At 71.3% G+C, this 23,204-nt stretch carries 22 protein-coding genes; 12 read left to right on the forward strand and 10 right to left on the reverse strand.

All coding sequences use genetic code 11. The annotated features are described in order from the left end of the window. Positions 1–452: 452 nt before the first annotated feature. From ACQEU8_RS32730 to tgmC, 4 genes are all read left to right on the forward strand, one after another. The gene (locus ACQEU8_RS32730) at positions 453–833 is read left to right on the forward strand and encodes a hypothetical protein (RefSeq protein WP_433107566.1); all 381 of its coding nucleotides are present in this window, start codon (positions 453–455) and stop codon (positions 831–833) included. 121 nt (positions 834–954) lie between these two features. Beyond that, on the forward strand, positions 955–1,257 hold the full coding sequence (tgmA, locus tag ACQEU8_RS32735) for a putative ATP-grasp-modified RiPP (RefSeq protein WP_433107568.1): 303 nt from the start codon (positions 955–957) through the stop codon (positions 1,255–1,257). Continuing rightward, the gene (gene tgmB, locus ACQEU8_RS32740; RefSeq protein ID WP_433107570.1) at positions 1,254–2,222 is read left to right on the forward strand and encodes an ATP-grasp ribosomal peptide maturase; all 969 of its coding nucleotides are present in this window, start codon (positions 1,254–1,256) and stop codon (positions 2,220–2,222) included. Before tgmA ends, tgmB begins: the two co-directional genes overlap by 4 nt. Then, complete coding sequence (tgmC, locus tag ACQEU8_RS32745) at positions 2,209–3,396, forward strand: ATP-grasp peptide maturase system methyltransferase (protein ID WP_433107572.1); 1,188 nt, start codon at positions 2,209–2,211, stop codon at positions 3,394–3,396. Before tgmB ends, tgmC begins: the two co-directional genes overlap by 14 nt. Positions 3,397–3,546: 150 nt before the next feature. Here the strand turns inward: tgmC and ACQEU8_RS32750 are convergent, their stop codons facing one another. Then, the gene (locus ACQEU8_RS32750) at positions 3,547–5,790 is read right to left on the reverse strand and encodes an MMPL family transporter (RefSeq protein ID WP_433107574.1); all 2,244 of its coding nucleotides are present in this window, start codon (positions 5,788–5,790) and stop codon (positions 3,547–3,549) included. A gap of 224 nt (positions 5,791–6,014) precedes the next feature. Here ACQEU8_RS32750 and ACQEU8_RS32755 point away from each other — a divergent pair, with 224 nt between their 5' ends. Together ACQEU8_RS32755 and ACQEU8_RS32760 are read left to right on the forward strand one after the other, a co-directional pair. Then, positions 6,015–9,350, forward strand: a complete 3,336-nt coding sequence (locus ACQEU8_RS32755) for a S41 family peptidase (RefSeq protein WP_433107576.1) — start codon at positions 6,015–6,017, stop codon at positions 9,348–9,350. Positions 9,351–9,475: 125 nt separating this feature from the next. Further along, complete coding sequence (locus tag ACQEU8_RS32760) at positions 9,476–9,670, forward strand: hypothetical protein (RefSeq protein WP_433107578.1); 195 nt, start codon at positions 9,476–9,478, stop codon at positions 9,668–9,670. 134 nt (positions 9,671–9,804) lie between these two features. Here ACQEU8_RS32760 and ACQEU8_RS32765 read toward each other — a convergent pair whose 3' ends face one another. From ACQEU8_RS32765 to ACQEU8_RS32775, 3 genes are read right to left on the reverse strand one after another with little or no spacing between them, the layout of a single operon-like run. Continuing rightward, positions 9,805–10,692 carry an SDR family oxidoreductase gene (locus ACQEU8_RS32765; RefSeq protein WP_433107580.1) on the reverse strand — a complete coding sequence of 296 codons (888 nt, stop codon included), beginning with the start codon at positions 10,690–10,692 and terminating at the stop codon, positions 9,805–9,807. After that, complete coding sequence (locus tag ACQEU8_RS32770; RefSeq protein WP_433107582.1) at positions 10,689–11,645, reverse strand: alpha/beta fold hydrolase; 957 nt, start codon at positions 11,643–11,645, stop codon at positions 10,689–10,691. The genes ACQEU8_RS32765 and ACQEU8_RS32770 overlap by 4 nt, the downstream gene beginning before the upstream one ends. Beyond that, positions 11,642–13,252: a flavin-containing monooxygenase gene (locus tag ACQEU8_RS32775; RefSeq protein WP_433107584.1), complete on the reverse strand. Its 1,611-nt coding sequence runs from the start codon at positions 13,250–13,252 to the stop codon at positions 11,642–11,644. The genes ACQEU8_RS32770 and ACQEU8_RS32775 overlap by 4 nt, the downstream gene beginning before the upstream one ends. A 395-nt stretch (positions 13,253–13,647) precedes the next feature. Here ACQEU8_RS32775 and ACQEU8_RS32780 point away from each other — a divergent pair, with 395 nt between their 5' ends. After that, complete coding sequence (locus tag ACQEU8_RS32780; RefSeq protein WP_433108874.1) at positions 13,648–14,412, forward strand: MerR family transcriptional regulator; 765 nt, start codon at positions 13,648–13,650, stop codon at positions 14,410–14,412. Here ACQEU8_RS32780 and ACQEU8_RS32785 read toward each other — a convergent pair. The 3 genes from ACQEU8_RS32785 to ACQEU8_RS32795 all read right to left on the reverse strand — a co-directional run bounded on the left by ACQEU8_RS32785 (position 14,353) and on the right by ACQEU8_RS32795 (position 17,507). Next, complete coding sequence (locus ACQEU8_RS32785) at positions 14,353–15,624, reverse strand: cytochrome P450 (protein WP_433108876.1); 1,272 nt, start codon at positions 15,622–15,624, stop codon at positions 14,353–14,355. The two genes, ACQEU8_RS32780 and ACQEU8_RS32785, sit on opposite strands and share 60 nt — an antisense overlap. A gap of 80 nt (positions 15,625–15,704) precedes the next feature. After that, complete coding sequence (locus ACQEU8_RS32790; protein ID WP_433107586.1) at positions 15,705–16,580, reverse strand: alpha/beta fold hydrolase; 876 nt, start codon at positions 16,578–16,580, stop codon at positions 15,705–15,707. Positions 16,581–16,703: 123 nt separating this feature from the next. Next, positions 16,704–17,507 (reverse strand): exodeoxyribonuclease III, encoded by an 804-nt coding sequence (locus ACQEU8_RS32795; RefSeq protein WP_433107588.1) that lies wholly within the window; start codon positions 17,505–17,507, stop codon positions 16,704–16,706. A 157-nt stretch (positions 17,508–17,664) separates the two neighbouring features. Here ACQEU8_RS32795 and ACQEU8_RS32800 point away from each other — a divergent pair, with 157 nt between their 5' ends. Continuing rightward, complete coding sequence (locus ACQEU8_RS32800; RefSeq protein WP_433107590.1) at positions 17,665–18,180, forward strand: GNAT family N-acetyltransferase; 516 nt, start codon at positions 17,665–17,667, stop codon at positions 18,178–18,180. Between the two features lie 58 nt (positions 18,181–18,238). On the opposite strand, the gene ACQEU8_RS32805 is transcribed toward ACQEU8_RS32800, so the two are convergent. Beyond that, a complete protein-coding gene (locus tag ACQEU8_RS32805) occupies positions 18,239–18,997 on the reverse strand; it encodes an acyltransferase domain-containing protein (protein WP_433107592.1) in 759 nt (252 codons plus the stop codon). Between the two features lie 163 nt (positions 18,998–19,160). Here ACQEU8_RS32805 and ACQEU8_RS32810 point away from each other — a divergent pair, with 163 nt between their 5' ends. Further along, positions 19,161–19,775, forward strand: coding sequence for a DUF1269 domain-containing protein (locus ACQEU8_RS32810; protein WP_433107594.1), 615 nt, complete (start codon positions 19,161–19,163; stop codon positions 19,773–19,775). A 16-nt stretch (positions 19,776–19,791) separates the two neighbouring features. Then, positions 19,792–20,112 (forward strand): DMT family transporter, encoded by a 321-nt coding sequence (locus ACQEU8_RS32815; RefSeq protein ID WP_433107596.1) that lies wholly within the window; start codon positions 19,792–19,794, stop codon positions 20,110–20,112. Positions 20,113–20,124: 12 nt separating this feature from the next. Here ACQEU8_RS32815 and ACQEU8_RS32820 read toward each other — a convergent pair whose 3' ends face one another. Beyond that, the gene (locus ACQEU8_RS32820; RefSeq protein ID WP_433107598.1) at positions 20,125–20,709 is read right to left on the reverse strand and encodes a class I SAM-dependent methyltransferase; all 585 of its coding nucleotides are present in this window, start codon (positions 20,707–20,709) and stop codon (positions 20,125–20,127) included. 55 nt (positions 20,710–20,764) lie between these two features. Between ACQEU8_RS32820 and ACQEU8_RS32825 the strand changes: the two genes are divergently transcribed. Next, positions 20,765–21,541, forward strand: coding sequence for an AraC family transcriptional regulator (locus ACQEU8_RS32825; RefSeq protein ID WP_433107600.1), 777 nt, complete (start codon positions 20,765–20,767; stop codon positions 21,539–21,541). 193 nt (positions 21,542–21,734) lie between these two features. Continuing rightward, positions 21,735–22,277, forward strand: coding sequence for a hypothetical protein (locus ACQEU8_RS32830; RefSeq protein WP_433107602.1), 543 nt, complete (start codon positions 21,735–21,737; stop codon positions 22,275–22,277). On the opposite strand, the gene ACQEU8_RS32835 is transcribed toward ACQEU8_RS32830, so the two are convergent. Further along, positions 22,256–23,116, reverse strand: a complete 861-nt coding sequence (locus ACQEU8_RS32835) for an alpha/beta fold hydrolase (RefSeq protein ID WP_433107604.1) — start codon at positions 23,114–23,116, stop codon at positions 22,256–22,258. The genes ACQEU8_RS32830 and ACQEU8_RS32835 overlap by 22 nt on opposite strands. Positions 23,117–23,204 lie beyond the last annotated feature (88 nt).

Below are 23,204 nucleotides of genomic sequence, written 5' to 3' on the forward strand. Positions count from 1 at the left end.
TCACCAACCGGTAAGGGGGTCCACAACGGTGCCCAAAACCACAACCGCACTCCTCACGCTGCCTCTGCCACTACTCCTGCCCGCTGGGCGTCACCGGTCGGTGGACTCCGCCCGCACACAATGCCCAAGCCCTTGGTGTTATCGGCACACGACCACGTTCCACAGGCCGAGGCTCGTCCACGGAGTGGAGGTGAGCACATGAATGCTGAGGTCTCCCCGTGGCCCCGCCCGCAGGACGTCAACCAACTTGCGTCCGCGCACCTGATGCATCGCCAGGAGTGCCTGGAGTGCACCTCGGAGCGCTCGTGTGAGTTGGGGCGCCGGCTCGAAGAGGCACGGCGCGAAGCGGGAAATCGTGAGCACGAACGAGTGCGCGCGCCTGCGACCGCGCCGCCCGGCCCAGCCACCCCGGCTTCGGGCATACCCCCATCACAACAGGAAGGAGAGGCGCCGTGGAACGCCGCATCTGCGGAGCACGCATGGAACTACGCCCCGCCTACAGGGCCGCTCTGCGGATGATCCCTGGCGACCTGCCCGATGCTGAGGGCGGCGAGATGCACAGCTCTTTGCGCTGCATCTTGGAAGCCCACCACATGGGCATGCACTACGGCCTCGCCCGGAGCCTGCCCATGGACTACCCCGGTGAAGTCTGGGCCTGCTGGCCCGGCGACCAGCAGCCTTCCGGAGCGATCAACCTCCCGGACTGCGCCGTCATCAATCCAACCGAGCCCGACGAGGCATGCGTGCTCTTCAACCAACATGCGGGCGAGCACAGTTGGGCACTGGCCGACCCGGAAGAGGAAGCACTGCGCGCACAGCTCGGGCTGCTCTGACCCACCGCCGTACAACGACGGCCCTCGCTCCGTCCCGGGCCCCCGACCCAACAGCACCGATCAAGCAGTCGCGAGTGGGCCCCATCGCGCAACTTGACCGATCACAGAGAGGAAGCACGCGATGTTCAACCACGCCGACCGATTCCCATCCGGCAGCCCTCTGCCGCAGGGACACCTCACCCCCGTCCCGTGGGGGCTGCGCAGGCTGGCCCCGTACCCGGCGGTCGAGGTACCGCAGTACGCCCGCATCGAGCTGGACGCCACCACGCAGACCGCCCGCTACCTCGACGCCGAGGGCACGGTCGTGATGGCGCCGGGGCACGGTACCTCGTCGGGCACCAATCCGCCCACCGGCACCACGGGGCAGGGTGACCGCAACAGTGACGCACCGGACGTCGACACGGGGAACGACACCGACCAGTGACCACCGATTCCCGTCCGGTACTGGTCGTCACGAATCTCGATGACCCAACTGCGGATCTCGTGATTGCCGAGCTGCACGATCGGGGTGTCCCGGTGGTGCGGCTCGACTCCGGAGACTTCCCCGCGACCCTGTCGTGCTCCGCCTCCATCGGCGGGGATGCGGCACGGTGGCGGGGAAGCGTCGCAACCCCCAGCCGTGTCGCCGAACTCGGTGGCGTGCGGGCGCTGTACTACCGGCGCCCCTCCGGGTTCGCCTTCCCTCACCTCGACCCGCAGGACGCCCGTTTCGCCGTCGCACAGGCCCGTTACGGTCTCGGCGGCGTACTCGCGTCACTGCCCGACTGCCTGTACGTCAACCACCCCAACCGCATCGGCGACGCCGAGTACAAGCCCGCCGGACTCGAGGCCGCTGCTGCGTGCGGCTTCACACTGCCGCCCACACTCATCACGAACCGGCCCGAGGATGCGCGCGCCTTCATCGAGGAACACGGGCCGGTCATCTTCAAACCGCTGGCTGTGCCGCTCTACCTGGCCGACGACAAGGCGCAGACCGTGCCCGTCGCCGAGGTCACCGTCGAGGAGATCGACGAGAGCATCGCGGGCACCATGCACTTGTTCCAAGCCAGGATGGACAAGGCCGCCGACGTGCGCGTGACCGTGACCGGGGAGCAGATATTCGCCGTCCGTATCGACTGCGACCTGCTCGACTGGCGCACCGACTACAGCACTCACGTCTACACGCCGATCCCGACGCCACCGACCGTGGCATGCGCGATCCGCGCGTACCTGCTGCACTTCGGGCTCGTCTTCGGCGCGTTCGACTTCACCCTGTCCGCGTCCGGGGAGTGGACGTTCATCGAATGCAACCCGTCCGGACAATGGGCATGGCTGGAGCCGCCGACCGGCCTGCCCATGACTGCGGCTCTCGCTGATCTTCTGGAACGAGGCACCCATGACCGAAGCTGACGTCGACGCGGTCGCCGCTGAGCTACGGCAGCGGCTCGCCGAACGGCTCACCGCCGCCGGGTGGCTGCTCTCTCCCGCCTGGCGGGATGCTGTCGAGGCCGTCCCCCGGCACGAGTTCGCCCCTCGCTTCTACGTCGAATCCGATGCCCCGGGACTCACCACGTGGGCGCCTGTGACACCCGAACTCGTCGGCGTCCACGAATGGCTGCGGCAGGTGTACGACGACGAGACGCTGATCACGCAGTTCGACAGCCGCGAAATCGACTGGGCCGATCCGCAGCCCATCAGCAACGCGCACCCGACCTCGTCCTCGACGCTTCCCTCCCTCGTCGTGCGAATGCTGGAAGACCTGCAGGTCGAGGACGACCACACGGTGACGGAGTACGGGACCGGCACCGGCTACTCGACCGCGCTCCTGTGTCACCGGCTCGGCGACGAGCGCGTGCTCTCCATCGAGACTGACGCCCGTGTCGCCGCACGGGCACGCGCGGCACTGGTCCGCTGCGGCTACCGGCCTCGGCTGTACATCGGCGACGGCCTGACCGGCGCCCCGGGCTCCACACGGGCGCACCGCACCATCGCCACGATGGGTGTGCGCAGCATCCCCCCGGCATGGGTCGAGCAGACTCACCCCGGCGGGCTGATCGTCGCCACACTGCGCGGCTGGATGCGCTCACTTGGACTCGTCCGGCTGACGGTCGAGGACAACGGCACCGCACACGGCCGGTTCCTCTCCAGCGATCCGAGTTTCATGATCGCCCGGCAGCAGGAGGCACCGGAAAGCCTCGGGATGCTCCCCGCACCCGACGGCGGCAACACTCGCCGAACCTCGTACGGCCCCGAGCTGTTGGCCATGCCGGACAGCGGGTTCGTCGCTCAGCTCACCATGCCGAACGCCCGCTACTTCTCCATGCTCGCTGACGACGGCACGGTGAGCACGTACGTACTCGACGCCACGAACGACGCGTTCGCCGTTCTCACCCCCAACGGCGAGGGCTGGACCGTGCGGCAGGGCGGCCCGGCGCTGCTGTGGGACGACGTCGAACAGGCGCTCGCTCTGTGGCACGCCGCTGACTCCCCCGCTCCAAGCGAATTCGGGGTCAGCGTCGCCCCAGACGCTCAGCGGGTCTGGCTGGGCACCCCGGACGGGCCGAGCTGGCGCCTGCCCGCGTAGCTCGGACATCGCACCACCGCACAAGCGACTCGGCGACCGGGGGCGACCCCACCAGGGACACCCCGCCACAGGCGCCCGGCCCCGGGGTGGGGTACCTCCGGAAGAAGTGTGAGGGGGCGGGATCGGGCCCGCCCCCTCACACTCAGTGGCTCACACGCCCGTGCGCTCCGGCTCGCGGGGCGGGGGAACCATGGCAGGCGTCTGGGCGGAGGGCAGCTCCTTGCGGAGGCCTTCGCCCTCGACGTCGACGTTGGGCAGCAGCCGGTCCAGCCAGCGCGGCAGCCACCAGGCACGCCGTCCCAACAGGGCGAGCACCGCGGGCACGATGGCCATCCGCACCACGAACGCGTCGAAGAGGATGGCGACGGCGAGCCCGAAGCCCATCATCTTGATCATGGATTCGGAGGAGCCGATGAACCCGGCGAACACGCTGATCATGATGACGCCGGCGGCGGTCACCACGCGTGCGCCCAGCCGGAACCCGCTGACGATGGCCTGGCCCGGGTTCTCCCCGTGCACGTATGCCTCGCGCATCCGCGTCACCAGGAAGACCTCGTAGTCCATCGCGAGTCCGAAGATCACGCCGATCATGAAGATCGGCATCATGCTCATGATCGGTCCGGTCTGTTCGACGCCGAGGAGGCCGGCCAGCCAGCCCCACTGGAAGACGGCGACCACGGAGCCCAGCGCCGCCAGCACCGACAGCAGGAAGCCGAGCGCTGCCTTGAGCGGCACCAGCACCGAGCGGAAGACCAGCATCAGCAGTACGAAGGCCAGTCCCACCACCAGCGCCAGATACGGCACCAGGGCGTCGTTCATGACCTGCGAGAAGTCGATGGCGACCGCTGTGGAGCCGGTGACCAGCAAGGTGGCGCCGGTCTTCTTCTCGATCGCGCCCGACTGGTCCCGGATGTCACGCACGATGTCCTCGGTGCGCGAGTCACTGGGGCCGTACTTGGGGACGGCGGTCAGGGTCGCGGTGTCGCCGCTCTTGTTGAGCTGCGGGGGCGAGACGGCGACCACGCCGTCCACCTTCTTCAGCCGCTGCTGCACCTCGGCGGCCGCGGCCTTGGGGTTGTCGGCGTCCTTCAGGTCCGCCACGGCCATCAGCGGACCGTTGAAGCCCGCACCGAAGCCGTCGGAGAGCAGGTCGTACGCCTTGCGCTGGGTGGTCTTCTCCGGCTGGTTGCCCTCGTCGGGCAGGCCCAGCTTCATGGCGCCGACCGGCAGCGCCAGGGTGCCGAGCGCCAGTACGGCGGTGACCAGCACCAGGATCGGACGGCGCAGGACGAAGCTCGCCCAGCGGGCACCGGCCTTGGGGCGCTGCCCCTCCGCGTCGGCGGCGGGCGGTACCCCGGTCTCCGGGTAGGCCTTGCGCACCCGGCGGCCGAAGATCCGCTTGCCGACCATGCCGAGCGCCGCGGGCACCAGTGTGAGCGCGATCAGTACGGCGATGACGACGGTCCCGGCGGCGGCCATACCCATCTTGGTGAGGACCGGGATGTTGACGACGGAGAGCCCGACCAGCGCGATCACCACGGTCAGTCCGGCGAAGACGACGGCGGAGCCCGCCGTGCCGACGGCGCGTCCGGCCGCCTCCTCGCGCTCCCGGCCCTCGGTCAGCTCCGCGCGGTAGCGGGAGGCGATGAAGAGCGCGTAGTCGATGCCGACCGCGAGGCCGATCATCATGGCCAGCGTCGTGGTGTTGGCGGACAGGCCGAGGGTGGCGCCGAGCGCGGTGATCGAGGAGATACCGATCATCACGCCGATCAGCGCCGTGATCAGCGGCAGTCCCGCGGCGATGAGCGAGCCGAAGGTGAGGATCAGCACCACGGCGGCGATGCCGATACCGATGATCTCGGCGTTGCCCATCTCGGGTTCGACGATGAGCGCGTCTCCGCCGGTCTCCACGGTCAGACCGCTGTCACGGGCCGACTGTGCGGCGTCCTTGATGTTCTCGCGGGTCTTCTCGGTGATCTCCTGGGCCGGGACCTTGTAGGTCACCGACGCGTAGGCGATGCTGCCGTCTTTGCTGATCGCCCCGCTGTTCTTGAGGAACGGGTCGGAGACGGCGGCGGCCTGGCCGCCGGTCAGCTCCTTGCGGGTCTCCTGGACAGCGGCCTTGTTGTCGGAGGCGGTGATCTTCTCACCGGTGGGCGCGCGGAAGACCATACGGGCCGTCGCGCCCTCCGCGTTGGCGTCGGGGAAGCGCTCTTCCAGTACATCGAAGGCCTTCTGGGCCTGCGTGCCGGGCAGCGCGAAATCGTCGTCGGGCGGGGTGGAGGCAGTGGAAGCGCCGACCCCGGCCGCCACCAGCAGCGCCACCCATATCAGGGCGACGATGCGGCGACGCCGGAAGGCGAGTCTGCCGAGCTTGTACAGGAAGGTGGCCACGAGAGAGGTTCTCCGGTCTCGAGGTCGGACAGTCGGACGGTGCGGTGGAGCAGAGCAGCTACAGCTGGTGAGCTGAGGGAGCACGGCGGGGAGGTGCCGCAGGCCCGGCAATGAGAGCTCATGTCAATCGACGCTTTCTCGCATCCTTGGGGTGAGCGGAGGCCCGGAAATGAGGGACACGTCACAACTTGCTTGGGTGCATATCGCCGCGAAACATGGGATAGGTGACCGACGACGGCGCGTATCTCCGCTTTCCACACCTGCATGGCGATCTGCTCTGCTTCGCCGCCGAGGACGATCTGTGGGTGGCCCCGGTCCCGGAGGCCGGAGCGCCCTCGGGGCGGGCGTGGCGGCTGACCGTGGACCGCACCCGGATCAGTCACCCCCGCTTCTCCCCGGACGGAGAGCGCATCGCGTTCACCACTTGGCGCAGCCTGGACCCGGAGGTCCATCTGGTCTCCGTACAGGGCGGTCCCGCACGGCAGCTGACGTACTGGGGCGCGACCGACACCCGGGTACGCGGCTGGACCCCGGAGGGCGATGTACTGGCGGTGGCCTCGCACGGGGAGCCGTTCGCCCACCGCGCCTGGGCGTACCGGGTCCCGGTCGACGGCCCGGACGGTCCGCCCAGAAACCGTCCGGATGTCTCGTGCCCGGGCAGCAGGCTGCCGTGGGGGCCGGTGTCGGACATCGCGGTGGCGGAACAGGAGGGCGAGCGCCGCACCCTGCTGCTGACCGGAACGCCGCCGCACGAGCCCGCGAGCTGGAAGCGGTACCGGGGCGGCGCCATGGGGCGGATGTGGCTCCAGGGGGAGCGGCTGCTGGCGGAGCTGGAGGGGCATCTGGACTCGGTGATGCTGGTGGGCGACCGGATCGCCTTCCTGTCCGACCACGAGGGCGTCGGCAACCTCTACTCCTGCTGTCCGGACGGCAGCGATCTGCGTCGGCACACCGACCACGACGCGTTCTACGCCCGGCACGCGGCCACCGACGGGCGGCGCGTGGTCTACCAGTGCGCGGGCGAGATCTGGCTGGTGGACGACTTCGCACATGTGGCCCGGCCCCGCCGCCTGGATGTGCGGCTGGGCGGCCAGCGCGCGGGCCGGCGCCCCTACCAGGTGCCCGCCGCCGCGCATGTGAACGCGCTGGCCGTCGACCCCACCGGGCGGGCCAGCGCGGTCGGCGTACGCGGCAGCCTGTACTGGCTCACCCACCGCGACGGTCCGGCCCGGGCGCTGGCGGACACGCCGGGGGTGCGGGTGCGGCTGCCCACCATGCTGGGCGACACGGGACGGATCGCCTACGTCACCGACGCCGAGGGCGAGGACGCCATCGAGATCGCGGACCTGCCCCGCGCCTCCCGCCCCCGGCCCGCCTACCGGATCGCCGCTGGGCGGCTGGGGCGGGTGCTGGAGCTGGTCGCCGCGCCCTCGGGCGAGCGGCTGGCCGTCGTCTCGCACGACGGCCGGCTGCTGCTGGTCGACGTGCCCGACGCCGCCGAGGCCCCCGACGCGGACGGTACGGCTCCACCGGCGCCGATCAGCGAGGTCGTACGGTCGGCCAACGGCCCGGTGCACGATCCGGCCTTCGCCCCCGACTCGGGCTGGCTGGCCTGGGCGCACCCCGGGGTGGGCCGGTCGCTGGCCTGCATCAAGATCGCGAAGGTCTCCGCGCCGGAGGGCGAGCGGACCGTACTGGACGTCACGGACGGGCGGTTCGAGGACGAGCAGCCCGTCTTCACCCGCGACGGGCGCTATCTCGCCTTCCTCTCCTGGCGCGGCTTCGACCCGGTGTACGACGTGCACACCGGGGATCTCTCCTTCCCGCTGGGCTGCCGCCCGTATCTGGTGCCGCTGTCCTCCGCGACGCTCTCGCCGTTCGCGCTGACCCCGGAGGGGCGCCCGGCCGCGGGCGGGCTCGACCCGCATGACCAGCCGCCCGGCGGCGAGGAGGAAGGGCCCGAGGCCTCGGTGCTGGTGGAGGCGGAGGGGCTGGCGAACCGGGTCACCCCGTTCCCGGTGACGGCGTCGAAGTACGCGGCACTGTGCCCGGTCGCCGGGGGCGGACTGATCTGGCTGCGGTACCCGATCTCCGGCGCGCTCGGCGAGACGTTCGTCAACCCGGCCGACACCTCGGGCCGCCCCACGCTCGAACACTTCGATCTGACGACTGCCAAACGCACCGAACTCACCAGCGACGTCGACTGGTTCGCGCCCAGCGGCGACGGCACCCGGCTGGTCGTCAACGACGAGGGGCTGCTGCGGGTGATCCCGGCCGACCAGCAGGCCGACTCCGACACCACCACCTACATCGACCTGCGCCGCATCCTGCACGACGTCGACCCGGCGGCCGAGTGGCGGCAGTCCTACGAGGAGGCGGGGCGGCTGATCAAGGCGTACTTCTGGGACCCGGGGATGAGCGGCATCGACTGGCAGGCCGTCCTGGACCAGTACCGCCCGCTGGTCGAACGCGTCGCCTCGCCGGACGAGTTCGCCGATCTGGTACGCGAGGTGCTCGGCGAGCTCGGCACCTCGCACGCCTACGTCACCCCCGCGCGGCGCGACGAGGGTCCGCCGCACTACCAGCGGCCCATCGGTTTCCTCGGCGCCGATCTGATCCGTACCCCCGAGGGCGACTGGCAGATCGCCCGGATCCTGCCGGGCAACTCCTCCGACTCCCGGGCCCGTTCCCCGCTCGCCGGCTCGCCGGTACGGGAGGGCGCGCTGCTCACCCATGTCGACGCCCGGCCCGTCGACCCGGTCAGCGGCCCGGCGCCGCTGCTGGCCGCGGCGGGCGGGACGACCGTCGAGCTGACGCTCCAGCAGGCGGGGCCGCGCCGGGTCGCCGCCGTCCCGCTGATCGACGAGCGGCCGCTGCGGTACCAGGACTGGGTGGCCCGCCGCCGGGACGTCGTCCGCGAACTGAGCGACGGCAAGTGCGGCTATCTGCACATCCCCGACATGGGCGGCTCGGGCTGGGCGCAGTTCAACCGCGACCTGCGGCTGGAGGTCTCCCGGCCCGCGCTGATCGTGGACGTACGGGGCAACGCGGGCGGGCACATCAGCGAGCTCGTCCTGGAGAAGCTCACCCGCACCATCCTGGGCTGGGACCTCACACGCAACGCGCAGCCCGTCACCTACACCAGCAACGCACCGCGCGGGCCGGTGGTCGCCGTCGCCGACGAGGCAACGGCCTCCGACGGCGACATGATCATCGCCGCGTTCCGGCTGCTCGGCCTGGGCCCGGTCGTCGGCGCCCGCACCTGGGGCGGGGTCGTCGGCATGACGGGCAGGCACCGGCTGGGCGACGGCACGGTGATCACGGTGCCGATGAACGCGGCGTGGTTCGAGGGCTACGGATGGTCGGTGGAGAACCACGGCGTGGAGCCGGACATCGAGGTGCTGCGCACTCCGCTGGACTGGGCCGAGGGGCGCAGCTCGGTACTGGGCACGGCGGTTGCCACCGCCCTCGACCTGCTGGAACGGCACCCCGCCCGGACCCCGCCCGACTACCGGAACGTGCCGGACCGCTCCCGTCCGCAGCTCCCGCCGCGCCACTGAGCCCTTCGGGCGGTTTTGCTTGAGCCCTTCGGGCGGTTTTGCCATGGAATGCGGGCTCTGCACCGGCGTGGCAGGGTGGAAAGTGCCCGTGAGGACACACATCCGACACGTCCGAAGGAGTGACGATGGGCATCGCAGACCGGTTCAAGTCCAAGGCTGAGCAGATTCGGCACAAGGGCGCGGAGAAGACGGAGAAGCGGGAGAAGAAGGGTCAGCGTGGCGGCAAGCAGCCTGGCGGCCAGGATGCTCGGGAGAGGGCGCAGGAGCTGAAGGACAAGGCGCAGCGGCGGGCGCAGGACTGGAAGAACAAGAACCGCTGAGAGGGTGCCCCTGTCCGTCGTCGGCGGACTGCGGGTGCGCTGTGGTTGCTCGCGCAGTTCCCCGCGCCCCTGAATTGCTACCCCGCAAGCTTGGGCAGTCTGCGCCAGGGGCGCAGGGTGGGCAAGCGCAGCCCCTATGCGGCGCGCGCCCTCTCGTCTGCCTCGCCGCCCGCGCCGACGAGGGCCGTCGAGACGCCGCCCGCGGCTTCCAGGCGAGGGGCGACAGCCCTCATTTCGCGTTGGCCCAGTGGGCCGCCGATCAGGGGGGCAAGATAGCCGCGTATGCCCTGCATACCGCGTAGCCACCACTGCCCGTAGACGTGGGGGGAGCGCCGTTCGATGCCCGCGACGAGCCGGTCGACAGCCGGGCCGAGCGGGTAGGTCTTGTTCGTCGGGTACGGCAGCCGCTGCCGTACGTCCCGCATCACCTCGTCCGCGTCGGCACCGCGCACCATATCGGTGTCGGTCCAGCTCAGATAGCCCACGCCGACGCCGACACCCTTGTAGCCCACCTCAGCGCGCAGGCTGTGCGCGAAGGCCTCCACACCGGATTTGGAGGCGCAGTACGCGGTCATCATGGGCGCCGGCGTGATGGCGGCGAGTGAGGCGATCTGCAGGAAGTAGCCCCGGGACTCCTCCAGTACGGGCAGGAACGCGCGCGCCGTGACGGCGCCGCCGATAAGGTTGACCTCGATGACCCGGCGCCAGGCGACCGGGTCGGAGTCCATGAACGGTCCTCCGGCAGCCACCCCGGCGTTGGCGACGGTGATGTCGACCTTCCCGAAGTGCTCCTTGACCTCGCGGGCGACCTCGGCCATGGCCTCGTGGTCGGTCACGTCGGCGTACCAGTGCGCCGAGTCGGTGTGCAGCGAGGCGGCGACCCGCTTCAGCTCGTCCGGCTCCAGCCCGACCAGCGCGATCTTCGCGCCACGCGCCGCCATCTTCCGCGCGAGCAGCGCCCCCACGCCGCGGGCCGCGCCCGTGATGACGGCGACCTGGCCCTCAAGACTGACCCTGCTCATGCGCTCGTCTCCTCCATGTCCTTGGTTGCGAGGTGCTTCCGGGCGAGTCCCGCGAGTACGGCGCTGACCGTCTCCGGCTCCTCCAGCGGCGTCATGTGCCCGCGCCGCTCCAACTCGTGCACGCCCGTGCAGTGGGGCAGCAGCGCGGCCAGCCGGTGGGCGTGCGGCAGCGGGGTGAGGCGGTCGTGGGTGCCGATGACGACGGCGGTGGGCACGTCCAGGTGCGGCACCTTGGCCGACAGGTCGAGCCCGGCCAGCACCCCGCCCCACGCGGACCGTACGCGCCTCGGGCAGGCGTGCACGATGCGCGCCGTCGCCTCGACTGCCGCGGCGTCCGGGGCGGGCCCGAGCGTGCCGTACGCGAGGGCCTTACGGGTCAGTGGTGAGACGGGGCCCAGCGGGGCGGCCGAGCCCAGCAGTGCCCGGTGCGCGAGGGTGCGCATCCGTTCAGAGCGGAACGGCAGCACCCGCGCCTGGCCCGTCAGATGTTCGGCGCCGGTGCTGCACAGCAGCAACGCGGCGGCGTGCTCGCGCAGTTGTCTTCTGCCGGCCGCGGCCATGAGGGTCATACCGCCCATCGAGTGGCCGCCGACGACGGCCCGTTCACCCGGCTCCAGCGCGGCGTCCAGTACGGCGCACAGGTCGTCGGCGAGCATGGCGGTGCTGTACGCCGCGGGGAGCGCGGCGGCGGGGCTGCGGCCGTGCCCGCGCTGGTCGTAGACGATGACGCGGTGGCCGCTCGCGGTCAGCTCCCGGATGACCGGCGCCCAGAACAGCGTCGAGCAGGTCCAGCCGTGGGCGAGGACGACGGCGGGGTCGTCGGCGCGGCCGTGCACCTCGACGGGGAGCCGTACGCCGTCCCCGGAGCGCGCGGTCAGCTCGCGGGCGGGCATGGGCGGTACATACCGACCGGTCAGTCCCTCGTGCCGGTCCGTGCCGGCGATACGGCTCATCGCACGTCCTCCGGCACATCGTCCCGCACGGAAGCACCGGTTGCGGCCCGACTGCTGACGCTCCCGGCGAGCAGCGGCGCCTTACGGCCCGCGGCGCCCGCCCGGGCCCCGCCGCCATCACGGGGCGCCCGCAGCACCTCGTACTCCTCCAGCCACACCTCGCGGGTGATCTTGCGGAACTCGGCGGTGGTGCCCGGCCATACGGCCACGGGCCGGCCCTGCGCGTCCAGGTACCAGCTCGTACAGCCGGTGTCCCAGACGCTGGATTTGATGCGTTCGCGCAGTTTGGCGTTGTAGGTGTGCTGCGCGATGGGCCGTACGTCCAGCGCGACCTTGTCGCCGCCGCCGAGGGTGTCCAGCTTGCGCACGTAGTCGACGAGGTAGTTGAGCTGCGCCTCGATGATCAGCACCATCGAGCTGGTGCCGAGACCGGTGTTGGGGCCGATGACGAACAGGAAGTTGGGGAAGCCGGTGGTGGTCGTCCCCCGCAGCGCGTTCATCCCGTCCTCGGCCCAGGACTCGGCCAGCGTCTCGCCGTCGGCGCCCTTGACGAGGTGCGCGACGGGCATGTCGGAGACGTAGAAGCCGCTGCAGAAGACCACCGCGTCGACCTCCGCCTCACGGCCGTCCGCGGAGACCAGCGTGTTCCCGCGGATCTCCTTGAGACCGGAGTCGATGACCCGCGTGTTGGGCTGGGCGAGCGCCGGATAGTAGTCGTCGGACAGCAGGCAGCGCTTGCAGCCGACGCGGTAGTCCGGAGTCAGCTTGCGGCGCAGCCCCGGATCCTTGATGGCACGCCGCATGTGCAGCTTGGCGACCTGCTCCACGGCGGGCAGCAGCTTGGGGTAGTTGGCGAAAACCTGCGTCTCCAGCTCCCGTACACCCCACAGCGCGAAGCGGCGCAGCTTCTGGGTGGCCGGGATACGGGCGTGCAGCTTCCGCTCGGCCTTGCTGATCCGGCGGTCGTTGCGCGGCAGCACCCAGGCGGGGGTGCGCTGGAAGACGGTCAGCTCGCCGACGACCGGCTGGATCGCGGGGATGATCTGGATGGCCGAGGCGCCGGTGCCGATGACGGCCACCCGCTTGCCCCGCAGGTCGTAGTCGTGGTCCCAGGTGGCGGAGTGGAAGACCTTGCCCTCGAACGAGTCCAGCCCCGGGATGTCCGGCAGCCTGGGCTCGGACAGCGGCCCCGTCGCCGAGACCACCACGTCGGCGGTCAGCGTGCCCGCCGAGGTCTCCACCCGCCAGTGCAGCTCGTCCGCGTCCCAGCTCAGCTGCTGTACCTCGGTGTTGAAGCGGATGTGCTGGCGCAGTCCGAAGGTGTCGGTGACCTGCTCCAGGTAGGCGCGGATGTCCGGCTGGGGCGAGAAGCTGCGCGGCCACTCCGCGTTGGGCGCGAAGGAGAACGAGTACAGGTGCGAGGGGATGTCGCACGCGCACCCGGGATATGTGTTGTCGTGCCAGGTGCCGCCGACGGCCTCCCTGCGCTCCAGGACGACGAAGTCCGTCACCCCCGCGCGCCGCAGCCGGACAGCGGCCCCCAGGCCGCCGAATCCGGTTCCGATCACCGCCACCCGTACGTGCTCCTGCTCGTGCTCGGCCGCCATGCCGCCGCCTCCCGGGATCTGTCGCGTGCTGCGTGCTGCGCTCTCGTGGGGGACCCACAACTGTGCCAGTAATCACTGGCACGATCAGAGAGTAGGGCAGCGGGATACCCATGGGTAGGGGTCGGCGCGAGGAAAGTTACCGGCGGTTGCACCGAGGTGGCGGCCCACGGCGGCCACTTACGCTGGACGACGTGGCGAGCGCGAACGAGCAACACACGACGGACGGGCCGGGCGAGCCGACCGGGCGCGGGCCGGTGACGGGCGGGGGTCGTGCGGGCGGCCCGGCCGACGGAGCGGGCGGGGGCCGGGCCCGCGCAGTGGACGGTGGCTCGGCCGACGCCGCGGGCGGGGGTCGGGTAGGCGCAACCGACGAGGGTCCGGTCGGTGAGCCGACCGTGGAGAAGCGGGAGTTCCGCGCGCACGAGCTGGCGGAGGCCGCCGGAATCACCACCCGCACCCTGCGCTTCTACCGCGAACGCAAACTCCTCCCGCCGCCCCGCCGCGAGGGCCGTATCGCCTGGTACGACGAGCACCATCTGGCCCGGCTGCGCAGCATCACCGCACTGCTGGCCCGCGGCCACACCCTCGGCGGCATCGCCGATCTGCTCGACGCCTTCGAGAAGGGCCGCGACGTACGCTCCGCCGCCGAGGTCATGGGACTGGACAGCACCGTGTTCACCCCGTTCTCCGACGAGACCCCCGTCCGGCTCACCCCGGAAGAGCTCGCCGACTACTTCCAGGGCGAGGTCACCGTCGACAACCTGGCCGCCTCCCTGGACCTCGGCTATGTCGCCATCGACGGCGACGAGTTCGTACACACCAGCCGCCGCCTGCTGGAGGGCTCCGCCGACCTGGTCGCCAAGGGCATCCCGCTGGCCGACGTCCTGGAGGCGGGCCGGGAACTGCGCGCCCAGACGGACGAGATCGCCGCCACCTTCGCCCGGATCTTCCGCTCCCACCTGCTGCCGCGGCAGAACTCCACCGATCCGGCCGAACTCAACAATCTGCTCGCCCGCCTGGCACCGGTCGCCAAACAGATCGTCGAGGCGGAGCTCGGCCTCGCCCTGGACCGGCGGATGCGGGCGGAGCTGGAGGAGTGGCTAAGCGGCGGACAGCCGGACGGGGAGCGACTTGACGCCGTGGATGAAGTTGGAGACTAGCCGGCGCACTCCCCCCGCGGCGCCGGGCTCCGACTCGCGCGGCAGCAGCTCGTAAGGCGGCAGCAGCCGGGCCGCCTCCTGGTGCAGCACGCGCAACTGAAGGCGGGCGAAGTGTGCGCCCAGACAGACGTGCGGTCCCTCGCCGAACGCCAGATGCGGGTTCGGCATCCGGGCCAGGTCCAGGGTGTGCGGCGCGGTGAAGACCCGCTCGTCGTAGTTGGCCGAGGCGTGGAAGACAACCACCTTGTCCCCGGCACTGATGCGACGTCCCGACAGTTCGAGATCGCGCACTGCTGTGCGCCGGAAACTGAGCACGGGAGTATGCCAGCGCAACAGCTCCTCCACAGCTACAGCCTGCGCTTTCACCTCCCCGGCCCACACCAGTCGGCGCATGCTGCGCTGCGCCTCGCGGTCTTCCGCCAGTGCGAGCAGTCCGCCGGGGGCCGCGCTGCGCACTGTGTCGTTGCCCGCCACCGTCAGCAGGAAGAAGAACATCTCCAGCTCGGCGCCGGTCAGTTCGTGGGCGAGCGCGGTCATCACGTCGTCCGCCGGGTGTGCGCGCTTGTACGCCGCGAGCCGGCCCGCGTAGTCGAACATCTCCTGGAGCATCGCCGGCGACCGCGGGTTGGCCGGGCGGCCGTCCGGACCGAGCACCGTGTGAGCCTGGTCCGGGTCCTGGTAGCCGATGATCCGCTCGGTCCACTCCAGCAGCAGACCACGGTCCCCGGCCGGTACGCCCAGCAGATCCGCGAGGTTCAGCAGCGCGAAATCGTCGGTGACCGTGGCCACCAGATCGCAGCTGCCCCGCTCCCGGGCCTCCCGGCCCGCCGCCGTCAGCAACCGCCGGGCCCGCGCCCGTACCTCCGCCTCGAACCGCTCGACCCGGCGCCGGGTGAACGCCCGGCTGACAAGGGTGCGCAGCCGGTTGTGCGCGGGCGGATCCTGGTTGAGCATCATCCGCCGGATGAACGGCAGATCCTCCGGGTCCGGGTCGCGGATCTGGGTGGCTCCCTCGTAGGAGGAGAAGTCGGCGGGCGAGCGCAGCACCCGCAGCACGTCCGCGTGCCGCGTCACCGCCCAGAACCCCGGCCCCGCGGGCCAGCCCAGCACCTCGTACTCCTCCTGCCACGCGACCGGATCCCGGTCCCGCAGCGCGCGGAACGCCTCGTGCGGCAGCCCGGAGGCGTAGCGGCGGGGATCGAATACGTCCATGTCCACGTCCGCATCCGCTTCGGCGGCGGACGCGGCGGCCGCGGCCCCGGCGGCGGACGCGGTCCCGGGGGCGGTGTCCATCACGCGCCGCCGTCCGCGGGCAGATCCTCCGCGGACAGGTCGTCCGCACGCAGGAAGTCCTCCACCGCCCGGACGGTCTCCAGCGGCGTCTCGTCGAGCGGATAGTGCCCGGCGGCGGGCAGCTCCACCAACTCGGCGGCCGTGTACCAGCGCAGCCATGTCGTACGCATCACCTCCGCCGACAGCACCGGGTCGCCGTCACCGACCACCAGCCGGACCGGAACCCGGCAGCCGCGCACCCGCTCGTGGAAGTCCTCCAGTGCCCAGGAGTCCAGCCAGGCGCGGAAAGCACCGGGATCGGTGCACGACATCGACCGCTCGACCATGAGGTCCAGCCAGGCGTCCGGACGGCGGTTGCCCGTACTGAAGTCGATGATCGCCCTGCGGTTGGCCGGACGCTGTGCCGCCTGCGCGAACAGCTCCCACTGTTCGCCCTGCAACGGCACCCCGCTCGCGGGCACCGGCGCGATACCCACCATCCGGCGCACCCGCTCCGGCGCGGCCAGCACGACTCGCTGGATGACGGCGCCGCCCATCGAGTGCCCCACGAGCGAGAACCGTTCCCAGCCGAGCGCATCGGCCAGCGCCAGCACGTCCCTCGCTGCCTCATCGGTCGTAAAGGCTCCCGCGATGTCCCGCGCCTCGCCGTAGCCCCGCAGATCGGGGACCGCGTAGCTGAACGTGGCCCGGTCCAGGACATCGAACACCGGCGCATACGCCTGCCGGTCCGCGAACCAGCCGTGCACCGCGATCACATGGTGCGCACCGTCACCGATCCGCGCGGCGGGCAGTACGACGGCACCCGATCCGCCGTCGGCTCTCCCCGCGGCTCCCACTCCTCCGTCATCGGTTCCCGACTCTGCGGCAGCGTCCATGGCAACCTCCCCTGGGACGGCGACGCCCCACCCGGCTCCACGGTGACCCGCCTCCTCCCGGCCGCACAAGACCACGGCAGCCGCCGGACTCCCTCCGCCCGCGTCAGGGCCCGAAGTCGACGGTCAGGGCCCGAAGTCGACGGTCACCGGCGCGTGGTCGCTCCACCGCTCCGCGTGGGTGGCGGCCCGCTCGACGTACGCCTTCACCGCACGGCCCGCCAGCCCGGGCGTGGACACGTGGTAGTCGATCCGCCAGCCCGTGTCGTTGTCGAAGGCCCGCCCCCGGTACGACCACCACGAGTACGGGCCCGCCACATCCGGGTGGAGCGAGCGGACGACATCCGTGTAGCCGCCCTCGGCCGGGTCGAGGACGCGGGACAGCCAGGCCCGCTCCTCTGGCAGGAAGCCGGAGTTCTTCTTGTTGCCGCGCCAGTTCTTCAGATCGGCTTCCTGGTGCGCGATGTTCCAGTCACCGCAGACGAGCACCTCACGCCCGGCCGCCGCCGCACGCTCACGCAGGTCGCACAGGTAGGGCAGGAAGGCCGCCATAAAGCGCTCCTTCTCGTCCTGCCGCTCCGTACCGACCTCCCCGGAGGGCAGATACAGGCTGGCCACTGTCACGCCGGGCAGGTCCGCCTCCACATAGCGGCCGGACTCCTCGAACTCTGACGTGCCGAACCCCACCCGCACACTGTCGGGCTCCCGACGGGTGAGCAGGGCGACACCGGCCCTGCCCTTCGCGGAGGAGGGCGCCCAGAAGGCGTGCCAGCCCTCCGGATACCGCACCGCCTCAGGCAGCTGCTCGGGCTCAGCCCGGACCTCCTGGAGACAGACCACGTCCGCTTCGGTGGCCCCCAGCCACTCCCCATACCCCTTCTTGGCCGCTGCCCGCAGCCCATTGACGTTCACCGTGCTCACCTTGCGCAAAACATGCTCCCCATCGGTACGCGGACGACCGCACCTTATGCGGCAGCGGCCTCCCCGGCCTCATGGCCGAGGGGTGACAAGCACCACCGGAGGGCGACCAGCACGGGGACAGGAAAAGCACCACATGCGAAAAGAGCCCGCACCTTACGATGCCGGAATGCAGATCGTTCCCGCCCATTTCGATCACCCGGACGCCCGGAAGCTCAACGAGCTCGTGCTCCAGGAGTACGCGCTGCGCTACGGCGACCCGGAAGGTGACGCGACGCCGCTGGATCCCGCGATGTTCCAGCCGCCGCGCGGTCTGTACCTGCTGGCGAACGACGACGAGATGCGGCCGGTCGCCACAGGCGGCTGGCGCTCGATGGACGCCGCGCGAGGGCCGGACGAGAAGGACGAGAACTATGCGGACGGCGACGCCGAGCTGAAGCGCATGTTCGTCATACCCGAGGCGCGCGGCCAGGGCATCGCCCGGCGGATCCTCGCCCTGCTGGAACAGGACGCACAGGAGGCGGGGCGAATACGCATGGTGCTGGAGACGGGCATGGAGCAGCCGGAGGCCATCGCGCTCTACACCTCCGCGGGGTACGAGCCGGCTGAGGAGAAGTTCGGCCTCTACCGGTTCCACGAGGAGAGCCGCTGCTTCGTGAAACCGCTCCGCAAGGTCTCCTCGTGAAGCCGCTCCGCAACGTCTCCTCGTCAAGCCACTCCGCAAGCGCCGCTGAGAAGCCCTCTCAGCCCACGTACGCAGGCCCCTCGCCCGCCGCGTCACCCTCCGCACCCCGCGCGAGGTCCGCGGCCTCGGCAATGCCCCACTCCTCCACCGAAACCACCCGCACTCCGGGCCCGGGCCCCGCCGCGTCGGCTCCCTCTCCCCCAAGCTGCGCGGTCAGAGCACGGCCCGGCGGCAGCTCCACCCACCGGTCGGCGGCCGTCTCCCGCAGGACCGCCGTCATCTCCGCCCAGCGCACCGGCAGTGCGACGGAACGGGCAAGATCGTCGAAGACACCGTTGGCGTCACCGTGCAGACACGCACCGCTCGTGCAGGCCACATAGGGCAGCTTGTGCGCGCGGCGCGGGATCGTCGCCAGGTGCTGTGCCATCCGGATGCCGATGTCGTGCGGCGGCTCCTCGGCCCGTTCCAGCAGCTCGGCACGGATCCGTACCGCCCGCAGCGCCTCGGGGAAGGTCAGCAGCTCCGCGACGACGGCCGCGGCGAAGCTGCCGAGGCCGTGCCCCGCCACGACGGCCGGCCGCACCTCCTCGTCCTCCACCAGTGCCCTGGCCCCCGCCACCCCGGCGACCAGCAGACTCACATGCCGCGCCACCTCGGACTCCGCCAGTGCCTCGGCGGTGTCCAGCTGTGCGATCCCACCGGGGTGGCCCCACTCGGCCTCGGCGAGAACGGTGGCCGAGGCGGCAGTGTCCGGCAGCCGGTGCAGCATGCCCGCTCGCAGTGAGCCCAGCCCGGGGAAGAGGAACGCGACGTTCATGGGGCCACCCTCACCCGCCGCACCCCGGCCGTGCCAGTCGCACCCCGCATCCCATACCGACCGGCCAGTCGGTCGCCCGGGTGTCCCGGGGCGAAGCAGCAGGTCGCGGCGCCGGTGCCGGACTGCGGATGCCGTCTCCCGTGGGAGCACCGATGGTGGGCGTATGACGGAAAACATCTTGTGCGCCGACTTCACCGAACGGGGCTCCGGAGCGGCACTGCACGCGCTGGACGAGCTGGACAGCGCACACCGTCAGGGCGCGCTCGAACTGCGCGAGGCGCGGGTGATCGGCCGGGACGTGGACGGGAACGCCGAGGTCCTCGGCGAGGTGGACCACATCAGCGGCGCCACCGGCTTCGCCGTCGGCGGGCTCGTGGGTGCGCTGCTGGGCCTGGTGGGCGGCCCGAAGGGGGCCCTGCTGGGGTTCGGCACGGGCGGGCTGATCGGCGGTGGCCACGACGCCCGTCGGGTGATCGAGACGAACGAAGGGCTGGAGGAGCTGACTGCGGAGATCCCGCCGGGCAGCACGGTCGTGGTGGCCGATGTGAAGGAGACCTCCACCGACCCGGCGGACGCGGCGCTGGGCCCGGGCGTCAGCCGCTATCTGGCCGCCACGGTGCGGCAGGAGCTGGAGGACATCCTGTCCACCCCGCAGCCGACGCCGAACCCCTCGGACGCCCCCACCGGCCCCGCCACCGCCGGCCACGAGGTCGGCCCCCACGGCGAGGGCGAGCGGGAACGGGCGAGCGGGCGCGAGGAGCACTGGTGGCGACGGTAGGGCGGTGGAGCACCCGATGGGACCGGCTTGGGGCGTACTGATCATCTCCGGCTGCCTGGAGACACTATGGGCAACCGCTCTGGAGGCGTCGAAGAACTTCCACCGGCTGTGGCCGTCGGTGCTTTTCCTGGTCGCCCTTGCCGCCAGCATGGCGGGCCTGTCGTACGCCGTGTCGCGGATTCCGCTGGGCACGGCGTACGCGGTGTGGGTGGGGATCGGCGCTGTCGGTACGGCGCTCTACGGAATGGCCGTGCTGGGGGACGCGGTCACTGCGGCCCGGCTGCTGTGCCTGCTGCTGATCGTCGGCGGGGTGGTGGGGCTGAAACTGCTGCACTGAGGAGCGGCCGGCTCAGCCGCCGGACGCCGGGCGCCGGGCGCGGAAGCGCAGTCCGCCGCTCTCGGGATGGCGGTCCGCGGCGATGTCGGTGAACCCCGCGCGGGACAGCCTCTTCGGCAACGCGCCGGGGTCGAGGGTGTTCATGGTGTCCCCGATGTGCAGCAGCCGGAAGCGGAAGTTCGGCTGACTGTCGGCCCCCGCGAACGTCCCGCCGGGCCGCAGCACGCGGTACGCCTCGGCGAAAATGCGGTCCTGCTGCTCCTCGGTGGGCACATGGTGCAGCATCGTGAAGCACACCACCGCGGAGAACGCCGCGTCAGGCAGCGGCATATCGGCCCCGTCAGCGTGCAGGATGCGCGCACGGTCGCCCCATTTACCGCGCAGCTGCTCAGCCATCGCGCCGTCGATCTCGACAGCGGTCACCCGGGGCGCCCGCTCGATCAGGACCCGCAGGTTGGCCCCGTATCCGGGCCCGATCTCGACGATGTCCTCGCCCAGTTCGACGTCCTCCAGTGCCCAGGGCAGCAGTTGCTCCCGCACGCCTGTGGCCCACTTCTCGGAACTGCACAGTCTCCGGTGCGCTCTGTTCATCGGCATACGGGGAAGCTAAGCCGGACCGGCGGTCGTCCACTACGGCGTACGCTGCCAACTGATGCCGCCATACGGACAGCCTCACGAGTCGCTGCCCCCGTGCGACGTTCCGTCCGGACAGCAGGCCCTTGTGGTACGCAGCTTCCCGCTGTCGCGGGGCTCATGGTTCGCGGAGCACCAACATCCGGCGCACCAGTTGGCCTGGTGCACCAGTGGACTGCTGTCGGTACGCGCGCCGGGCGGCACCTGGCTGCTGCCGCCTTCCGTCGCACTGTGGATCCCCGCGCACACCCCGCACGCGACGGGCGCCACCAGCGCGGCGGAGATGTGCAGCCCCTACATCGTGCCCACGCACTGCCCGGTGGCCTGGCCGGAGCCCACAGTGGTGGCCGTACCGCCGCTGCTGCGCGAGCTCATCAACCACCTTGCGGGGCCCGGGCTTTCGCGGCCGGCCCGCCGACGCGCCGAGGGAGTGCTGTTCGACCTGCTCCAGCCGGTGCCCGCGCGGGACATCGGGCTGGTCTGGCCGACCGACCCGCGGGCCCGCACGGTGGCCGAAGCGCTGCACGCCGACCTCACCGACTCCCGCCCGCTGGCCGCCTGGAGTCAGGTCGCCGGAGCCAGCGCCCGTACGCTGGCGCGGCTGTTCACGGCCGAGACGGGGCTCGGTTTCGGCCGCTGGCGGGAGCGGCTGCGGGTGCAGGAGGCGATGCCGCTGCTGGCCCAGGGGCGCTCCGTGGAGTCCGTCGCGCACCGGGTGGGCTACGCCTCGGCGAGTGCCTTCATCGCCACGTTCCGCCGCACTGTCGGGCTCACTCCGGGACAGTTCTTCCGCTGAAACCCCCGGCCGGGAGGGACGGCCGGAAGTGCGGCAGGCCGCCAATGGCCCGACCATTCCTGCCTGTTGTTTACACGCCCCTGTCGCGCCGTTACGTTGACGCCCGGCCGCAGTCCACCACCCCGCTCCGCGAGTCGCGCACCCCGCCCGCCCCACGCGGGCAGGCCCACCCCCCACTCCGGAAGGCAGGACCATGAGACGACCCACCCGCGCTCTGACCGGACTCCTCGGCGCTGCCGCTGCCGCCGCCCTGACGCTGTCGGGGACAGCACAGGCGGCCCCGGTGACCTATCCCGCCACCTCCCAGAACCCCTCAGGCGCCGCCGGAAGCCCGCGGCTCCTGGCGAAGCTCACCCACGCGCAGGCGACGGCCAAGTTCCGTGCCGCGGGCATCACCTGGACGTCCAGCGGCGGCTGTTCTGACCGCAACAACCCCTCCTGCACCTCGTTCGAGCAGCTCCGTTCGGAGACCGCGGACGGCGCCATCACGCTCAAGCAGGCGTCCGGCTGTGCCATCCGGCTGACCGGCGGCACGGAGACGGGCCACGCCTCCGGTACCTACAGCCACTGGAACGGCTACAAGCTCGACATGTCCCTCACCAGCTGCCTGGACAACTACGTCACCAGAACGTTCACCTCCATCGGCGGCTCCAAGTGGAAGTCGCCCTCGGGCAACGTCTACTACCGCGAGGGCAACCACTGGGACGTCACGTACTACAACTGCGGCGGCTGCTGAGCCGAGCGCGCGACCGGCCGCAACCCGGCCAGGAACTCCCGCACATGCCCGAGCCACAGCTTGCGGTCCCGCTCGCCGAGGATGTGGGCGCCGCCCGGAATCTCCAGCAGGGTGGCGCCGGGGATGGCCGCAGCGAGCCGGCGGGAGCTGTCCGGGAGGACGAGCCGGTCACCGGTGGGCATGGCCACCAGGGTGGGCACGGAGAGACCCGCGAGGTCGCCGCGTACGTCGACCCTGCGCACCAGGTCGAAGTGGTCCACCGTCCCCGGCGGCATGCCCTCGCGCGTCGCCGCGACAGCGGCCTCCAGCGCCTGGGCGGTGAGCCCGTGCGGGGCGCCGTCCAGCAGGGCGGACTGGGTGGCGATCCGCGCCACCGCGTCCCACTCCCCCGCCCGTCCGAACCGGGTGATGAGTTCGGAGGCGAACGAGAGCACCGGGTCGGCCACCGCGAACCCGGCCGTCAGCACCAGTCCCGTCACCCGCTCCGGGTACCGCGCGGCCGCCCGTATGGAGACCACCGTCCCCAGCGACTCTCCCAGCAGTGTGAATCGCTCGTGTCCGCGCGAGACGGCCGCCTCCACGACAGCGTCCACCAGTGCGTCGAGGTCGATCGGGCCGGGCGTGAGGGGCGAGGCACCGGCGCCCGGATAGTGCGGTCCGACCAGTGTGTGGTCGGCCGCCAGGTCGTCCAGTACGAGGCCGAAGTTGGGCTCGATCCCTCCTCCGGCACCGTGTGCGAGCAGCAGCGCCGGTCCGCTGCCCTGTATGTGCACATCGAGGGAGGACGGGTCGATACGGAACGATGATGCGGCGGCTGCCGCTGTGTGCGTCTTGGTCATGCACCGGAAGCTAAACTCCGACATCAGTGTCAGAGTCAAGCCGCCGCCGGAGACAGCACGACCACGGCGCGGCACCCAGGGAGGCGAG

It is taken from the genome of Streptomyces sp. CA-250714 (genome assembly GCF_050936705.1).
Taxonomy (GTDB): Bacteria; Actinomycetota; Actinomycetes; order Streptomycetales; family Streptomycetaceae; genus Streptomyces.